This is a genomic window from Leifsonia sp. YAF41 (assembly GCF_052113185.1).
GTDB lineage: Bacteria > Actinomycetota > Actinomycetes > Actinomycetales > Microbacteriaceae > Cryobacterium.
On sequence record NZ_JBFRCS010000006.1, the window covers coordinates 157817 to 172855 of the forward strand.

At 64.4% G+C, this 15039-nt stretch carries 15 protein-coding genes; 12 read left to right on the forward strand and 3 right to left on the reverse strand.

What is annotated here, in order from left to right; all coding sequences use genetic code 11:
- Positions 1 to 9: 9 nt before the first annotated feature.
- Positions 10 to 588 (reverse strand): M23 family metallopeptidase, encoded by a 579-nt coding sequence (locus tag AB4Y63_RS07640; RefSeq protein ID WP_441790443.1) that lies wholly within the window; start codon positions 586 to 588, stop codon positions 10 to 12.
- 350 nt (positions 589 to 938) lie between these two features.
- Here AB4Y63_RS07640 and rpsB point away from each other — a divergent pair, with 350 nt between their 5' ends.
- The 9 genes from rpsB (at position 939) to AB4Y63_RS07685 (ending at position 7554) form a co-directional block, all read left to right on the forward strand.
- Positions 939 to 1868: a 30S ribosomal protein S2 gene (gene rpsB / locus AB4Y63_RS07645; protein ID WP_441790444.1), complete on the forward strand. Its 930-nt coding sequence runs from the start codon at positions 939 to 941 to the stop codon at positions 1866 to 1868.
- Between the two features lie 11 nt (positions 1869 to 1879).
- Positions 1880 to 2707, forward strand: a complete 828-nt coding sequence (gene tsf, locus AB4Y63_RS07650) for a translation elongation factor Ts (RefSeq protein WP_441790445.1) — start codon at positions 1880 to 1882, stop codon at positions 2705 to 2707.
- A gap of 112 nt (positions 2708 to 2819) precedes the next feature.
- Positions 2820 to 3551 carry a UMP kinase gene (pyrH, locus tag AB4Y63_RS07655; RefSeq protein WP_441790446.1) on the forward strand — a complete coding sequence of 244 codons (732 nt, stop codon included), beginning with the start codon at positions 2820 to 2822 and terminating at the stop codon, positions 3549 to 3551.
- Between the two features lie 31 nt (positions 3552 to 3582).
- The gene (frr, locus tag AB4Y63_RS07660; protein ID WP_441790447.1) at positions 3583 to 4137 is read left to right on the forward strand and encodes a ribosome recycling factor; all 555 of its coding nucleotides are present in this window, start codon (positions 3583 to 3585) and stop codon (positions 4135 to 4137) included.
- A gap of 12 nt (positions 4138 to 4149) precedes the next feature.
- On the forward strand, positions 4150 to 5130 hold the full coding sequence (locus tag AB4Y63_RS07665) for a phosphatidate cytidylyltransferase (RefSeq protein ID WP_441790448.1): 981 nt from the start codon (positions 4150 to 4152) through the stop codon (positions 5128 to 5130).
- Positions 5131 to 5178: 48 nt separating this feature from the next.
- The gene (locus AB4Y63_RS07670) at positions 5179 to 5724 is read left to right on the forward strand and encodes a DivIVA domain-containing protein (RefSeq protein ID WP_441790449.1); all 546 of its coding nucleotides are present in this window, start codon (positions 5179 to 5181) and stop codon (positions 5722 to 5724) included.
- Positions 5725 to 5838: 114 nt separating this feature from the next.
- Entirely contained in the window at positions 5839 to 6441 is a 603-nt protein-coding gene (locus tag AB4Y63_RS07675; RefSeq protein ID WP_441790450.1) for a lytic transglycosylase domain-containing protein, read from the forward strand.
- A 57-nt stretch (positions 6442 to 6498) separates the two neighbouring features.
- Positions 6499 to 6798: a hypothetical protein gene (locus tag AB4Y63_RS07680; RefSeq protein WP_441790451.1), complete on the forward strand. Its 300-nt coding sequence runs from the start codon at positions 6499 to 6501 to the stop codon at positions 6796 to 6798.
- A 21-nt stretch (positions 6799 to 6819) separates the two neighbouring features.
- On the forward strand, positions 6820 to 7554 hold the full coding sequence (locus tag AB4Y63_RS07685) for an alpha/beta hydrolase (protein ID WP_441790452.1): 735 nt from the start codon (positions 6820 to 6822) through the stop codon (positions 7552 to 7554).
- Here the strand turns inward: AB4Y63_RS07685 and AB4Y63_RS07690 are convergent.
- Together AB4Y63_RS07690 and AB4Y63_RS07695 are read right to left on the reverse strand one after the other, a co-directional pair.
- Entirely contained in the window at positions 7551 to 8600 is a 1050-nt protein-coding gene (locus AB4Y63_RS07690; protein WP_441790453.1) for an AI-2E family transporter, read from the reverse strand. The genes AB4Y63_RS07685 and AB4Y63_RS07690 overlap by 4 nt on opposite strands.
- 51 nt (positions 8601 to 8651) lie before the next feature.
- Positions 8652 to 10265, reverse strand: a complete 1614-nt coding sequence (locus tag AB4Y63_RS07695; RefSeq protein ID WP_441790454.1) for a hypothetical protein — start codon at positions 10263 to 10265, stop codon at positions 8652 to 8654.
- A 212-nt stretch (positions 10266 to 10477) separates the two neighbouring features.
- On the opposite strand from AB4Y63_RS07695, the gene AB4Y63_RS07700 reads away from it, so the two are divergent.
- The 3 genes from AB4Y63_RS07700 (at position 10478) to AB4Y63_RS07710 (ending at position 14974) form a co-directional block, all read left to right on the forward strand.
- Entirely contained in the window at positions 10478 to 12298 is a 1821-nt protein-coding gene (locus AB4Y63_RS07700; RefSeq protein ID WP_441790455.1) for a hypothetical protein, read from the forward strand.
- On the forward strand, positions 12295 to 13272 hold the full coding sequence (locus AB4Y63_RS07705; RefSeq protein WP_441790456.1) for a tetratricopeptide repeat protein: 978 nt from the start codon (positions 12295 to 12297) through the stop codon (positions 13270 to 13272). The genes AB4Y63_RS07700 and AB4Y63_RS07705 overlap by 4 nt, the downstream gene beginning before the upstream one ends.
- 220 nt (positions 13273 to 13492) lie before the next feature.
- Complete coding sequence (locus AB4Y63_RS07710; RefSeq protein WP_441790457.1) at positions 13493 to 14974, forward strand: S8 family serine peptidase; 1482 nt, start codon at positions 13493 to 13495, stop codon at positions 14972 to 14974.
- Positions 14975 to 15039: the final 65 nt, after the last annotated feature.

A 15039-nucleotide genomic window follows, 5' to 3' on the forward strand; every position in this document is an offset into this window, starting at 1 on the left:
CCCACGGTGCTACCGCGCATCGCGCGGCAAGAGCACGGCGCGGGGGACTCCGCCCAGCATCGTCAGAGGTGATAGATACTGGCCGTGCAAACGCACCCCGAAGTGAAAGCAACCCGGCACACAATGAACGCCGGCGCCGACCGTGAACGTGACCGTGCCGATCTGCTGACCGGCGCTCACCCGGTCGCCGACCGCGACACTCGCTTCGACCGGCTCGAAACTCGACCGGAGGTCGCCGGCATGATCGATCGCAATGACGGGGCGATCGACGACGCCGCCAGCGAAACTGACGGTGCCGTCGAACGGCGCGAGCACCGCCGTGCCCGGCTCGGCGGTCAGGTCGATGCCGCGGTGCCCAGCCGCATAGGGCGTCGGGGGCGCAATATAGGGGGCGCTGATCTCGATGGGTAGTCCTCGCGGCCACTCCCATCTCTCTGCAACGTCGATCCGCACGAACTGAGCGGAGTAGACGGGCGTGGGCTGCGGTGGAGCAGTGATCGGAGCGGGAGCCAGAGGCGTTCCGGCAACCGCACCGGTGCACACCGGAACCACGAGAACAATCCTGATCAATCGAGTAATGAGCTGCATGCCTCAACCGTGCCGAGCGTGGGGACGGGGAGGCGGGCCGAGTGCGCATCCGTGGAGAAGCTCGCCGGCGCCCGGCTGTGTAGAGATCAGGCGTGTCGTGATCAGGGGTGCAGTGACCAGCCGTGCAGGGGCAATCGGGGTGGCGCGGAGGTGATAGAGTTTTCGAAGCATCCCGGTGATTCGGGATGACTACGCGTGCCCACTCGGCTCCAACATCCACTCGGTCCTGACATCTTCTCGATGTTTGGCGGATGCGTGCCGGGCACCAGGAGTGGTGATCGACCGATCACCGCGCAAACCGATTGGCGTGCGCCGGCTTTGCCGCGTGCGTCGGATAAGGAGAACGGCTCATGGCCGTCGTAACAATCCGCCAGATGCTCGACAGTGGCGTCCACTTCGGGCACCAGACCCGTCGTTGGAACCCGAAGATGAAGCGCTTCATCTTCACCGAGCGCTCGGGCATCTACATCATTGACCTGCAGCAGTCGCTTGCATTCGTCGACAAGGCCTACGACTTCGTCAAGGAGACGGTGGCCCACGGTGGCACCATCCTCTTCGTCGGCACCAAGAAGCAGGCTCAGGAGTCCATCTCCGAGCAGGCAACGCGCGTCGGCCAGCCCTACGTCAACCAGCGCTGGCTCGGTGGCCTCCTCACCAACTTCCAGACCGTTTCCAAGCGTCTTGCACGCATGAAGGAACTGGAAGAGCTGGACTTCGAAGACACCGCGAAGAGCGGTTTCACGAAGAAGGAACTGCTCATCAAGAAGCGCGAGCTCGTCAAGCTTCACAAGAGCCTCGGCGGTATCCGCAACCTCACGAAGACGCCGTCGGCGCTGTGGGTTGTTGACACCAACAAGGAGCACCTCGCCATCGACGAAGCCAAGAAGCTTGGCATCCCCGTCATCGCGATCCTCGACACCAACTGCGACCCCGATGACGTTCAGTACCCGATCCCGGGCAACGACGACGCCATCCGCTCCGTTGGCCTGCTGACCCGCATCATCGCGGACGCCGCAGCCGAGGGCCTCATCCAGCGTCACCAGAAGCCCGAAGAGGGTGCAGAGGTTGAGCCGCTGGCGGCTTGGGAAGCTGAGCTTCTCCAGACGTCGGAGATCATCGACGCTGACACCACCCCGGCACAGTCCTCCGCCGAGACCGCCAAGGTCGCCGACGTTGCTGTTGCAGCCGCTGAAGCCGACTTCGTCGAAGGCGAAGTTGCCGCAGTTGTTGCAGAAGACGCCGCTGTTGTTGCAGCAGACGCTGCTGACGAGACCAAGTAAGGAACCCCCACATGGCAAGCATCAGCCTCGCTGACGTCAAGGCTCTGCGCGAGCGTCTTGGCACGGGCATGGTCGACACCAAGAACGCCCTCGTCGAAGCCGACGGCGACATGGAGAAGGCCGTCGAAATCCTGCGTCTCAAGGGTGCAAAGGGCAACGCCAAGCGCGCTGACCGTTCCACCTCTGAGGGCCTCGTGGCCGCCAAGGAAATCGGCAACATCGCAACCATGATCGAGCTCGCTTGCGAGACCGACTTCGTTGCAAAGGGTGACAAGTTCGTCGCACTGTCCGAGAAGGTTCTGGACGCGGTTGCCGCTGCCAGCGCCACCTCGGTCGAAGAAGGCCTCGCTGCTCCCGCCGGCAACGCCGACGTCGCAACGTTGATCAACGACGAGGCAGCAATCCTCGGCGAGAAGATCGAACTGCGTCGCGTCGCATCCGTCACGGGTGAGAAGTTCGCGATCTACCTGCACAAGACCAGCAAGGACCTGCCCCCGCAGGTCGGCGTTGTGGTCGGCTACTCCGGTGATGACGCTGAGACGGCGCGCAGCGTTGCTCAGCACATCTCGTTCGCGAACCCCGAGTACCTGACCCGCGAAGACGTTCCTGCCGAAGCCGTTGAGGCCGAGCGCAAGATCGTGACCGAGATCTCGAAGAACGAAGGCAAGCCGGAAGCGGCACTGCCCAAGATCGTCGAAGGTCGCGTCAACGCGTTCTTCAAGCAGGTTTCACTGCTCGAGCAGGACTACGCCAAGGACAACAAGTTGTCAGTGGCCAAGGTTCTCTCCGACGCAGGCCTGACCGTGTCGGGCTTCGCCCGATTCAAGGTCGGCGCCTAAGTCAGAACTTGAGGGAGACCGGATAGCGTAAGCGATCCGGTCTCCCTTTTCTGTGCGCACAGCGCTGCGCCCAGTAGCTTTATCATCAAGATCAATGGAAGGACTCCCACGCATGTCAGAAACAGGCCAGGGCCAGACAATCAAGAAGCGCAGGGTACTCCTCAAGCTGTCCGGAGAGGCGTTCGGCGCCGGCGGACTCGGCGTCAACCCTGACGTCGTCAGTGCCCTCGCGCGTGAGATCGCCGAAGCCGCCAAGACGGTTGAGATCGCCATTGTCGTCGGTGGAGGAAACTTCTTCCGCGGCGCGGAACTCTCCCAGCGGGGGATGGATCGTGGCCGTGCCGACTACATGGGCATGCTCGGCACAGTGATGAACGCTCTCGCTCTGCAGGACTTCCTCGAGCAGGCCKGCGCTGAAACTCGTGTGCAGTCTGCTATTGCCATGACCCAGGTTGCCGAGCCCTACATTCCCCGTCGCGCCGAGCGCCACCTGGAGAAGGGCCGCGTCGTCATCTTCGGCGCCGGCGCCGGACTGCCCTACTTCTCGACCGACACCGTTGCCGCGCAGCGCGCGCTCGAGATTGCTGCCGACGTGGTGCTGGTGGCGAAGAACGGTGTCGACGGCGTGTACTCCGACGACCCCCGCACCAACCCCGATGCGCACAAGATCGACGCCATCACCTACCAGGACGCCTTGCAGCGTGGACTCAAGGTCGTCGACTCGACGGCTTTCAGCCTCTGCATGGACAACGGGATGCCGATGCAGGTCTTCGGCATGGCGCCGGACGGCAACGTCACCGCTGCCATCCTCGGCGCCAACCTCGGCACCCTCGTCTCCAACTAAGATTAGTGAAGCCCCCACAGAAGGAGTTCCCGTGATCACGGATGTTCTGTCCGACGCCACCTCACGCATGAGCAAGGCGCTCGAAGCCGCAAAAGACGACTTCGGAACCGTGCGTACCGGTCGTGCAAACCCTCAGTTGTTCTCCAAGATCATGGTGAGCTACTACGGCACGCCGACCCCGTTGAACCAGCTCGCCGCATTGCAGAACCAGGAAGCCCGCACGCTTCTGATCACCCCGTATGACAAGGGTGCCCTGCGCGACATCGAGCAGGCAATCCGCGACACCCCGAACCTGGGGGCCAACGTCGGAAACGACGGCGCCGTCATCCGCGCGTCACTGCCGGAGCTCACCCAGGACCGCCGCAAAGAGTTCGTGAAGATTGTGCGCACCAAGGGTGAAGACGCCAAGGTGTCGGTGCGCAACATCCGTCGCAAGGCGAAGGATGAGCTCGACGCGCTGAAGAGCGAGGTCGGCGACGACGAAGTGGCGCGCGCCGAGAAGGAGCTCGAGCAGATCACGAAGACACACGTCGACGCGATCGACGATGCTCTGAAGCGCAAGGAAACCGAACTCCTCGAGATCTAGGGGTTCAGCGTCATGGTGGAAGATCCTCAGGGGGAGCGCCCGCACCGGCGTGGCCACGGCGTCAGCCGGGCCGAGTTCCGCGCTCAAGTGCGCGCGGCACGAGCCGATGTCGAGCGTCAGGTGCAAGCCACCAGGGCGCAGCTCGATGCGACGAATGCCCGAATTCAAGCCAAAACCGGGCGCAACCTGATCTTGGCAATCTTGATCGGGCTCGCGCTCGGTTTGGTGCTCGTGGTGAGCCTGATTTTCATCAAAGAGCTGTTCATGATCTTCGCCGTGGTGATCGTGGGCTTCACCGCCTTCGAGTTCGCCCAGGCGCTCAGCCATGCCGGGCGCACACTGCCCCGGATACCCGTGGTCATTGCCGCGGTGTCGGTCGTGCCCGCCGCGTTCTACTGGGACGCCGTCGGTCAATGGCTGGCCACCCTGGCCGGCATCCTGCTGATTGCGTTGTGGCGCGTGGCGCAGTGCGCGTGGCCGCGGTATCGCGCCTCGGTCAGCAATGTGCTGAAAGACATCGGCGCCGGTTTTCTCGTACAGATCTACGTCGTGTTTCTCGCGAGCTTCGCCGTTCTTCTCACCACCCAGCCCGGCGGACAATGGTGGACTCTCGCCTTCATCATTCTGGTCATCTCGGCCGACACCGGTGCGTACGTGAGCGGTCTGAACTTCGGCAAGCACAAGATGGCCCCGAAAATCAGCCCGAAGAAAACCTGGGAAGGGTTCTTTGGCGCCGCACTGACCTGCTTGGTTGTCGGCGTGCTTCTTGCGATGTTCATGTTGGGACAGCCCTGGTGGTTCGGTTTGATCTTCGGTGCGGTCATCGTGCTCACCGCGACCTTTGGCGATCTCGCTGAATCACTGGTCAAGCGGGATCTGGGCATCAAGGACATGAGTTCGTGGCTGCCGGGTCACGGTGGATTCCTCGACCGGCTCGACTCGATCTTGCCGTCGGCAGCTGCCGCATACGCGCTGTATCTGATCTTCGCCTAGCCGTGTCAGGTTTCGACAAGTCGATCACGAGTAGGGGAGAATGAGGCCGTGAGTACTACGTTTCCCCGAACCGGCAAGAAGACCCGTGGCTATTCAGTCAGCGAGGTCGAGAAGTTTCTTGCGTCCGCCCGCAGCGCCTATGACGAGTCGGCTCCCACTGCTCTCACCGCTGTGCAGATCAGGGCCACGGCATTCTCGATGACCAAGAACGGGTATTCTCCCGAGCACGTCGATGCGGCGCTGGAGCGCCTCGAAGACGCGTTCGCGGCTCGCGAGCGTGCGCAGCTTGTGGCGCAGGTCGGCGCAGAGGCGTTGACCGAGAAGGCGCAGGCCGACTCGGAGGTGATCGCCGCCCGGCTCCGCCGTGACGCCGGTCGCCGTTTCTCCCGCGTCAGCTTTCTGAGCCTCGGTTACAACCGTGCGGATGTCGACAGGTTCGCCGGTCGCCTGGTGAAGTACTTCGACAACGACTTTCCGCTGACCGTCGATGACGTTCGCGGCGCGGTTTTTCGCCCGCAGCGAGGTGGATACCGCGAGGTTCAGGTGGACGCCGTGCTCGACAGCGTCGTCGAAGTGATGTTGGCTGTTCGCTGACTCGCCCCGTGCTTCTCCGCCCTCCGCCCCAATCTGGGCTAAGGTCGGGTACCGATGGCTAGTTTCAGAAACGACGTCCAGTCCGTAGCGGTCACCAGACCAGCGAGGGCTGTGATGCACCGACCCCGTTCCCGCAGTAAGGCGTCCCTCTTTCTTTTCGCGTTTTCCGCGGCATCCGCCTTCGTGCTGGTGAACGTGGTTGACCCGTATTCCGGCGCAACGGCGTCGCCGTACTTCCAGGCTGTGGGGGAGCGCTTTGGCGGCCAGGAGGAGCAGAGCATGTTCGTCGCCAGCGGCTTCACCAACACCATCACGCGCGACACGTTCACCTTCACGGCGGCTCCGCCGCCGCCGCCGCCCCCGCCGCCTCCCGTGGCGAAGACGTTCGTCGCGCCGACCGCGGCGATCCCCGACCCGGGTTCGGCTCAGGCCTATGCGGCAGGTGCGGTGTCCTCCCGCGGCTGGGGCGAGGAGCAGTACAACTGCTTGGTGTCGCTCTGGAGCCGCGAGTCGGGATGGCGCGTCAATGCGATGAACGGATCGAGCGGCGCCTACGGAATTCCGCAAGCGCTCCCCGGATCGAAGATGGCCTCGGCCGGATCCGACTGGGAGACGAACGCGGCGACTCAGATCGAATGGGGCCTCGGCTACATCAGCGGGCGCTACGGCAGCCCCTGCGGCGCCTGGGCCCACTCCGAAGACGCCGGCTGGTACTAGCAGCGACTCGCCGCCCGAGATCGGGAGTGTGCGTGGGCAACCTTTTAGACTGGTGGGATGCCGCGCAGCAACCGCCCCCGGGGCCGCAAGCCCGGAGGGGACGACGCGGCCGACACCGACCTGTCGAGTGTGCTCTTTGGAACACGTCACACCGAATCAAAGCGTGACGGGGACTGGAACGTGCAACCCGTACCCGCCATCAAAGCGGTGAAGGTCTACCTGTGTCCCGGCTGCAATCTCGAGATCGCCGTCGGTCGTGAGCACCTCGTCGCCTGGCGCGCCGACGGTGTGACCGGCGACGCTGCCGACCTCGCCGCCCGCCGACACTGGCACACACACTGCTGGCGACTCAAGTAGCAAGCAAGAGAAGGAGCACCCGTGGCGTCCCATGCCGTTGAAGTCCGTGGCGGAATCGAACTTCCGGCCATCCGTGAGCAGATCGAACTGCACACCAGCGACGGCCTGACCCTGGTCGGCGAACTCGCCACCCCGGTCGATCGTGCCCCGGTCGCCACCCTGGTCACGTTGCATCCTCTGCCCACCCACGGCGGTTTCATGGACTCCCACATTCTGCGAAAAGCGGCGGCCAGGCTGCCTGCCCTCGCCGACCTGGCTGTGCTTCGTTTCAATACCCGGGGAACCCAGTCGCCGCGCGGAATCAGCGACGGAGCGTTCGGCGAAGGTGTCACCGAGCGTGCCGACGTCGCCGCCGCTATGGCGTTCGTCGCAGAGCGCCAGCTGCCGAACCCCTGGCTCGTCGGTTGGTCGTTCGGCACCGAACTCGCCGTCAAGTACGGCTTGGAGCACCCGATCGTCGGTGCGATTCTGCTGTCGCCACCGTTGCACCGAGCCACCGACGTCGACCTGGCCGCCTGGGCGGGAGATTCACGTCGTCTGGTCGCTGTGATCCCCGAACACGACGACTACTTGCGCCCCGATGAGGCCGTCGCCCGCTTCGCGGGAGTTCCGAACGCTCAGCTGATCGCTGTTGCCGGTGGAAAACACCTCTGGGTGGGGGAGACCCAGTCGCGGCGCATCCTCACTGAGATCGTCGCGCAGGTCAACCCGTCAGCGATCCCACTCCCCACCGAATGGGACGCCGACCGAGGTTAGAGCTCGTTCTGGCGGGGAATGACGACCTGTTTGATGATCATCAGCACGGATGCGGCGACGGGAATCGCAACCAGCGCACCGAGTAGCCCGAGAAGGCTGCCACCGGCCAATGCCGCGATCACCACGACGGCGCCGGGAACGGAGACGGCGCGGTTCATGATGTTCGGGCTCAGGACATACGCCTCAACCTGCATGTAGATGAGGTAGTAGATTGCCGCGACGAACGCGGTGAGCGTGGAGCTTCCGATTCCCGGAATCAAGCAGGTCAGAACGATGATGATCGACCCGGTGATCGTTCCCACCAGGGGGATCAACGAGAACAGGAATGCGATGAAGGCGAGAAGGGCCGGGAACGGGGCGCCGATAATCGACAGGAAGATGAAGCTCAGCACACCGTTGCAGGCGGCCAGGGCGGCCTGCCCGACCACGTAGCGGCCAACGGCCGTCGTGATCTGCTCGCTGAGGTCAGCGAACCGGGCCCGCTTCGACGCCGGCACGAGCTGGTAGGTCGCGCGCTTGATGTTGTGAAGCGACGCGGTGAAGTACAGCGTCAGAATCAGAATGATCAGGCCGCCGAACAGGCCGCTGACAAAGGCGAAACCCGATTGAACGATCGTCGACGTGATCGAGGTGAGGTTTCCGCCCAGGTAGTCGGTGACCGACGTGATGATCTTGTCGATGTCCAGCCCGGGGAACTGTGCTTTCAGGTCGTCGATCAACGTCGACGTGTTGATGCCTTCGATGAGCTGAGGAAGGATCTTCGACAGCTTAGAGACCTGGTCGACCACGATCGGGACGATCGCGAGGATGACCCCGGTCAGCACGGCGACCACACTGAGCAGCACCGTCAAGATTGCTGCCCAGCGGGGGACCTTCTTTCTCTCCAGCCAGGAAACTGCCGGGTCGAGGCCCAAGGAGAGGAACAACGCCGCACCGATGTAGATGATGATCGTCTGCAGTGTGATCACCGAGGAGATGATCAGTAGACCGACTCCGACGCCGAGGGTGCCGATCAATCCCAAGCGAAAAGCGTTATTGATCTTCACGCCTCGTCCCCCTCTGTCACGTCATTGCCGAGTCAAGCCTGACTGCCGATGCTACTCGTCGTCGGCGGCGATTCTTTCTGCCTGGGTCAGAACACCGCGGAGGCTCTCGAAGTAGCCGGCGACGGCATCGCGTTCGACCCTGATCTGGGCCAGACGCGACTCCGCGTCGGCGACCAGTGCCCGGGTGCGCTCTTCAGTCTCGCGGATCAGCTCACGTGCCTTGTCTTCTGCCTCGTGAACGATGCGCTCGGCGTTGTCGTCGGCCTGCTTCTTCTGAGCCTTCGCCTCTTCACGAGCCACCGTGTCGAGCTGCTCGTTCAGTGCACGCAGCTCAGTGGTGCGATTTGTGGTCTCGGTCAGCTGGTTCGTGGCGTCAGCCTGGAACTTCTGCGTCTGGGCGACAGCCTCCTGGTGGCGGGCGAGAAGTTCCTTCTCTGCCTCGTCCCGGCGCGCCTTCAGCTCCACCTCGAGGTCGGCGCGGGTCTGCTCGATTTCACGCTTCTGACGTGCGGCCTCATGCTCACCGCGTTTGCGGGCAGCGGTCAGGTGGTTCTCGAGATCGATGCGCGCCTGCTCACTCTCCGCGTCGAAGTCGGCACGTGACTGCTCGGTGCTGCGGGCCAGATCGGCGGCGGACTGCTGAATCTCTGCGGCCAGATCGGCGCGAGCGAGTTCGATTTCGTGCGCGACAGCTGCGCGCTTGCGGTCGAGTTCACGGGACAGGTCGGTGTGCGCCTGGTCACTTTCAACCGTGAGGTCGGCACGGGCCTGCTCGAGCTCGCGAGCGAGATCGGTGCGTGCCTGCTCGAGCTCGGCGTCGAGTTCAGCTCGGGCCGTCTCGGTCTCCTGAGCGATCAGGAGCCTGGCGGCGGCGGTCTCGCGCGCCAGGTCGACGCGCGTCTGCTCGGTTTCGGTGGCCAGGTCGATGCGAGCCTGTTCGGTCTCACGCGCGAGATCGGCGCGCTGCTGATCGAGCTCGTGAGCAACCTCGGCGCGGGTCAGCTCGGTTTCGCTGGTCAGCCCGGCGGCGATCTCGCGGGCTTCGGTCGCTTCGCGCTGGGCGACGACACGCACTTCGGCGGCCTCGCGGTCAGCTTCGGAGCGAATCGCTGCGACCTCACGCTTGACGGTGGCGCGCAGTTCGGCAACTTCGGTGGCGACTGCGCCCCGGGCGAACGCTGCTTCGTGGGCGGCATCCTGGGTGATCAGTTCGCGCTCTTCTTCGGCGCGAGCGACGAAGTCGTCGGCCTCGGCACGCGCGTCTTCCAGAATGCGGCGGGCTTTGACCGCGGCGTCGGAGAGCGTGCGCTCTGCGTGCTCTGTCGCATCGCGGCGGAGCGTGAATACTTCGGCGTCGACAGCGGCGCGCAGCTTGTCGGCATCGATGTCGGCCTGGGCGATCACCCGCGTCGACTGCTCTTCTGCCACGCGGAGCGTGTTCTCAAGCTTGGTTCCGAGGCCGGAGAAGGTGGGGCTGCCGACCTCTTCGATCTCGGCGTTGAGTTCCTCGATGCGCTGGGTCAGTCGCTTGACCTCTTTAGTCGCTTCGGTACTCTGCGCATTCGACTGGATCAGGTCGCGTCGCAGGCCCTGGATGGCCTTGTCGACTTCGTCCTTGTCATAGCCGCGAAAGGCCTGAGTGAAATCACCCTCGTCGGTCGCCACTGTGTTCTCCTCACATCAAGCCCGATCAACGCGAGCCTCACAATTTTAGCCTGACGCACGGGGCATGTTCGTGCGACTGGCTCAGGCTACTATTAGGCGGCACTCAGGGAGATCAAGTATCGTGATCGGTCTGTGTCTGTTGTCATTCGGGCCCGAACAGGGGAGTGCGTGCACGACTAGCGACCTCGATCTGGCAACACAGGAGGGTTTACGTGCGTTTTGTTTTTGCCATCGTGGCATTTGTACTCGCGGCAGTGATGATTGTGCTGGGCATCGCCCAGCGAACGGTTTTTCTGGAACCGGCATTCACGAGCCTCTCGGCGACCGTGCCCGACGACGCCCCCTATGTGGTCGTCGATTCCAGCGCGCTGTCCGCACACGACGGCGCGCAGAGCGTGACGGTCAGCGGTCCGGGCCCCATTTTCATCGCCTACGGCCGGAGCGCGGATGTCACGGCCTGGGTCGGCGACTCGAGTTTCGCCAAAGTCACACTGAAGAAAGACGCCGAGAAGTTGTCGGCCAAGGTGCAGAAGGCCGCACCGGCCGACTCGTCCACCCCGGCTGAACCTGCCCCGGCTGAACCCGCCCCGGACGCCGCCCTGCCAACGAACCCGGCCGGCTCGGATCTGTGGCTCGGCGAGTTCAGGGGAGAACGGTCCCTCACCACGACGATCAACGTGCCAGACGGCATCTCGCTGATCGTCGCTTCGGACGGCACCGACCCTGCACCGAAAAACATCAGCATTTCCTGGCCGACGAACAACGCCACGCCGTGGGCCGGTCCGCTCATCGTCGGAGGCGCGCTTCTCGCGCTCATCGGTCTTGCTCTCTATCTGTGGGCTCTTCTTCACCTGCGCCGCTCCCGCGGGCCCCGGCGCAACCTCCCGCGCGGCCCCCGCATGCCCAAACTTCCCCGTGCACCGCGTCCGAAGATGATCAAGGCGAGCGAGATCACCGGGCAACGGCGTTCCGTGGCGCGCTCGCTCGGTGCCGTCGTGCCGGTGCTGCTGGTGTCTGGTCTCGTGCTCTCCGGTTGCTCCGCTGACTTCTGGCCGAGTTCGGCCTCGTCGCCCTCCGCCACCGGAACTCCGACACCGGATGCTACGGTCGCCCCCGACGCAGCCGCAGATGTGCCGCCGCCGGCCGTGACCGTGCCGCAGCTGGAGCAGATCGTGAAGGAGATCTCCCAGGTTGCGACAGAGGCCGATGCCAGCCTCAACGTCGACGCGATTGCCGCCCGGTTCACCGGCCCGGCCCTCGAGCAGCGTCTCTCCAACTACAAGATCCGCGCGAAGATCGCCGACTATCCCGCACCCACTGCGATTCCCGACTCGAAGTTCGAGCTCATCCTTCCGCAGCAGTCGGCGGGTTGGCCACGCACCGTGATGACCGTCGTCAAGGCCAAGGACGATCCGACCGTCGCCCCGATCGCGCTCGTGCTGAGCCAGGAGTCGGCTCGTGCCAACTATCACGTCGACTATGCGGTGCAGTTGGAGCCCGGCGCGCCGGTCCCTGAAGTGGCTCCGGCCTCAATCGGTGCGCCGATTATCAAGCCTGACGTCAAGCTGTTGGTGCTGCCGCCCGACCAGATCGCCGCCGCCTATTCCGACATCCTGCTGCACGGCGAGGCAAGTTCGTTCTACCCGCTCTTTGAGGCAGAGGGCGACTCGTTCCGCGCTCAGATCGCACAGGATCAGCAGGCGAAGAAGGCTGGTCTGCCGACCACCGCATCGATTGAGTTCGGTGCCGCCCCCGGCCCCGGCCCGGCCATCGCGCTCGGCACCATCGACTCAGGCGGAATCGTGGCGGTCAACGTGAACGAAACCGAAACGGTGAAGCCGGTGGATGCCGGCGCGACGGTGAGCCCGTCGGGCGCCAGCGCCGCGCTGTCCGGCGTAGCGGCCACGGCCAAGGGCATTCAGAGCACCTATGGCGACCAGCTCTTGTTCCACGTTCCCGCCGCCGGCTCGAACGAAAAAATCGTCCTCCTGGGATTCGCCCAGGGTCTGATCTCATCTGCGGAGCTCCCATGACCACCGTTCCCCCCTCTGGAGTAAACCTGCGCGGAGCAGTCGACCTGTCGTCGCTCGTGAACCGGCCGGCCCCGGGCGCGGCTGACGCAACCGGTGCCGCCGGTGCCGCGGGTGTGCCCGCCGGTACCGTCATTCCGGTGCCGAGCCTGGTGTTGGAAGGCACAGACACGAACTTCGGTGAGCTGCTTGAGCTCTCGAAGATCGTGCCGGTGATCGTTGATCTCTGGGCCGAATGGTGCGAGCCGTGCAAGACGCTCACACCGGTGCTGGAGAAACTGATCGCTGAGTTCGGCGGACGGCTCGTTCTGGCCACCGTGGACGTCGACTCGAATCCGCAGCTGTCACAGGCGTTCGCGGCGCAGTCGATTCCGACGGTCGCGGCGGTCATCGGCGGACAGCCGGTGCAGCTCTTCTCGGGCGCAGTGCCCGAGGCACAGGTGCGCGAGGTGTTCGAACGCGTGCTGGAACTTGCTGCCTCGAACGGCGTCACCGGTACGGCTTCGGCCGCGGATGCCGATGGCGCTCCTGACGCTGCTCCGGCCGAGCCCGTCGACATTCCGTTGCCCCCGCGCCATCAGGCGGCGTATGACGCGATCGAGCGCGGCGACTACACCGCGGCCATCGCCGAGTACAAGGCGGCCCTGGCCAGCGATCCCCGGGACACCATGGCCGTCGCCGGTCTCGCCCAGGTCAGCTTGCTCGACCGGTTGACCGGAAAGACGATTCCCGTGATCCGCGCTGAAGCCGCCGCCGCGCCGAACGACATCGACGCCCAGCTGCTCGTTGCCGACCTCGACCTGTCGGGCGGCCACATCGACGACGCGTTCGATCGTCTGCTCACCCTGTTCCCGAGCCAGGATGCGGAAGGAAAGAATGTCATCCGCCAGCGCCTGCTTGAGTTGTTCGAGGTTGTCGGCCTCGACGACCCCCGGGTGCCGCCGGCGCGCGCGCGACTGGCTGCGCTACTCTACTGATGTGTAGGTGGCGCGCGCGACCGGTGGTCCTCCTAAGAGTCGACTAGCCGCTTCGACGCCGCCTCCCTAGCGTTGCTCCAGAGAAGGCCGAGTGCCTTCTCGCTGTGTTCCACCGTCGGCTCACAACGCCCGACGGTGCCGGACGCAGCGTCTGGCTTCATCGAAGCCACAAGAGATCAGGAGCACGATGTTCACTCTCCGGAGTAGTACCGATTCACCCATGAGACGGCGCGGTCTTGTCGCAGGAGTGGCGTTGACTGCCGCCCTCGGCGCCACCTTCCTCGTTCCCAGTATGGCGACCGCGGCGACCAACTCGCCCCGCCACGGAACCGCGATCGAGCCCGGCGCGCTGATGAACTACGCCATCAATGTGACCACGGCCAATCGAGGTCGAACGCTCAAGGTGGAGCGTGCCGTCACCGCAGCGGGCGGAACCGTCATCGAGTCGTACGCCGAGATCGGCGTGGTGATCGCTCAATCTGACAACGCCGTTTTCGCTCGCACTCTCGCCGCTGAGAAGGCTGTGCTGTCGGTGGGTGCGACGCGCACGGCCGCAGTCGGCCCGACCGACCCGACGTACGGCGTGAGCGATCCATTGGCGCCGGGCGAATCCGGCAAGCGCAACTCGAACGAGGCCAAGGCCAAGGCCACGGCCAAGACGAAGGACGAAGGCGTTGAGGCCGACGTCAACCTCATTCCCGACCCCTCGGAAGGTAAACAGTGGGATATCGCCGCCATCGGCGCCGACAAAGCCCATGAGATCACCGAAGGGAGCCGCGACGTGCTTGTCGCGGTCCTCGACTCCGGGATCCAGGGCGACCACCCTGACCTGGTCGCGAACATCGATACGAGCGTTTCGGCAAGCTGCAACAGCGGGGTGCCGAACAGCAGCTATGAAGCGTGGCAACCCACCACCAGCTCGCACGGAACCCACGTCGCGGGAACGATCGCTGCGGCTCGCAACGGTGTCGGCATCGTCGGTGTGGCACCGAACGTCCGCCTCTCAGCGATCAAGGTCGTCAGCGACGACGGCTTCATTTACCCGGAGGCCGCCATCTGCGGCTTCATGTACGCCACCGCAACCGGTGCCGACATCACGAACAACAGTTACTACATCGATCCGTGGGAGTTCTGGTGTGACAACGCTCCAGATCAGGTCGCGGTGAAGACCGCCGTGGACCGCGCTGTGCAGTACTCGCAGAAGCACGGTGTCCTGAACGTTGCGGCGGCCGGAAACTCGGGACTTGATCTCGCCAACAAGACAGAGGACTCCTCGAGCCCCAACGACACTGTTCCGGTGACGAGGCCGATCGATGCGAACTGCCACGATATTCCCGCCGAACTCGACGGCGTGGTGACCGTCTCCTCAACCACGGTGGCCGGCGCGAAGTCGGGCTTCTCCAACTACGGCCTGGGCGTCATCGACATCGCCGCTCCGGGTTCGTCGATCCTCTCCACCGTCACCGGCGGCGGCTATGGAATCAAGTCAGGAACGTCGATGGCGTCGCCGCACATTGCCGGAGTCGCAGCCCTGCTGAAGTCGGCGCATCCGGAATACTCCGGCCTGGCGTTGGCCGACGTGCTGTACGAGCAGGCCACCGATGTGGGGTGCCCGGTCGGATCTACGCAGTGTGCCGGGAGCACCGAGAACAACGGCTTCTTCGGCGACGGACTGGTCGACGCGCTCAAGGCCGTGAACTGACACGTAGCTCGTCTTTTCTAGCGGGCGGTGCGAAGCGGCGCCCGTCGCTGCATGTTGTTCACGTT

Bases quoted from the DNA above. Each gene is read 5' to 3' on its own strand.
- AB4Y63_RS07640 (WP_441790443.1), bottom strand. From the start codon at position 588: ATGCAGCTCATTACTCGATTGATCAGGATTGTTCTCGTGGTTCCGGTG.
- rpsB (WP_441790444.1), top strand. From the start codon at position 939: ATGGCCGTCGTAACAATCCGCCAGATGCTCGACAGTGGCGTCCACTTC.
- tsf (WP_441790445.1), top strand. From the start codon at position 1,880: ATGGCAAGCATCAGCCTCGCTGACGTCAAGGCTCTGCGCGAGCGTCTT.
- AB4Y63_RS07665 (WP_441790448.1), top strand. From the start codon at position 4,150: ATGGTGGAAGATCCTCAGGGGGAGCGCCCGCACCGGCGTGGCCACGGC.
- AB4Y63_RS07675 (WP_441790450.1), top strand. From the start codon at position 5,839: ATGCACCGACCCCGTTCCCGCAGTAAGGCGTCCCTCTTTCTTTTCGCG.
- AB4Y63_RS07680 (WP_441790451.1), top strand. From the start codon at position 6,499: ATGCCGCGCAGCAACCGCCCCCGGGGCCGCAAGCCCGGAGGGGACGAC.
- AB4Y63_RS07705 (WP_441790456.1), top strand. From the start codon at position 12,295: ATGACCACCGTTCCCCCCTCTGGAGTAAACCTGCGCGGAGCAGTCGAC.
- AB4Y63_RS07710 (WP_441790457.1), top strand. From the start codon at position 13,493: ATGAGACGGCGCGGTCTTGTCGCAGGAGTGGCGTTGACTGCCGCCCTC.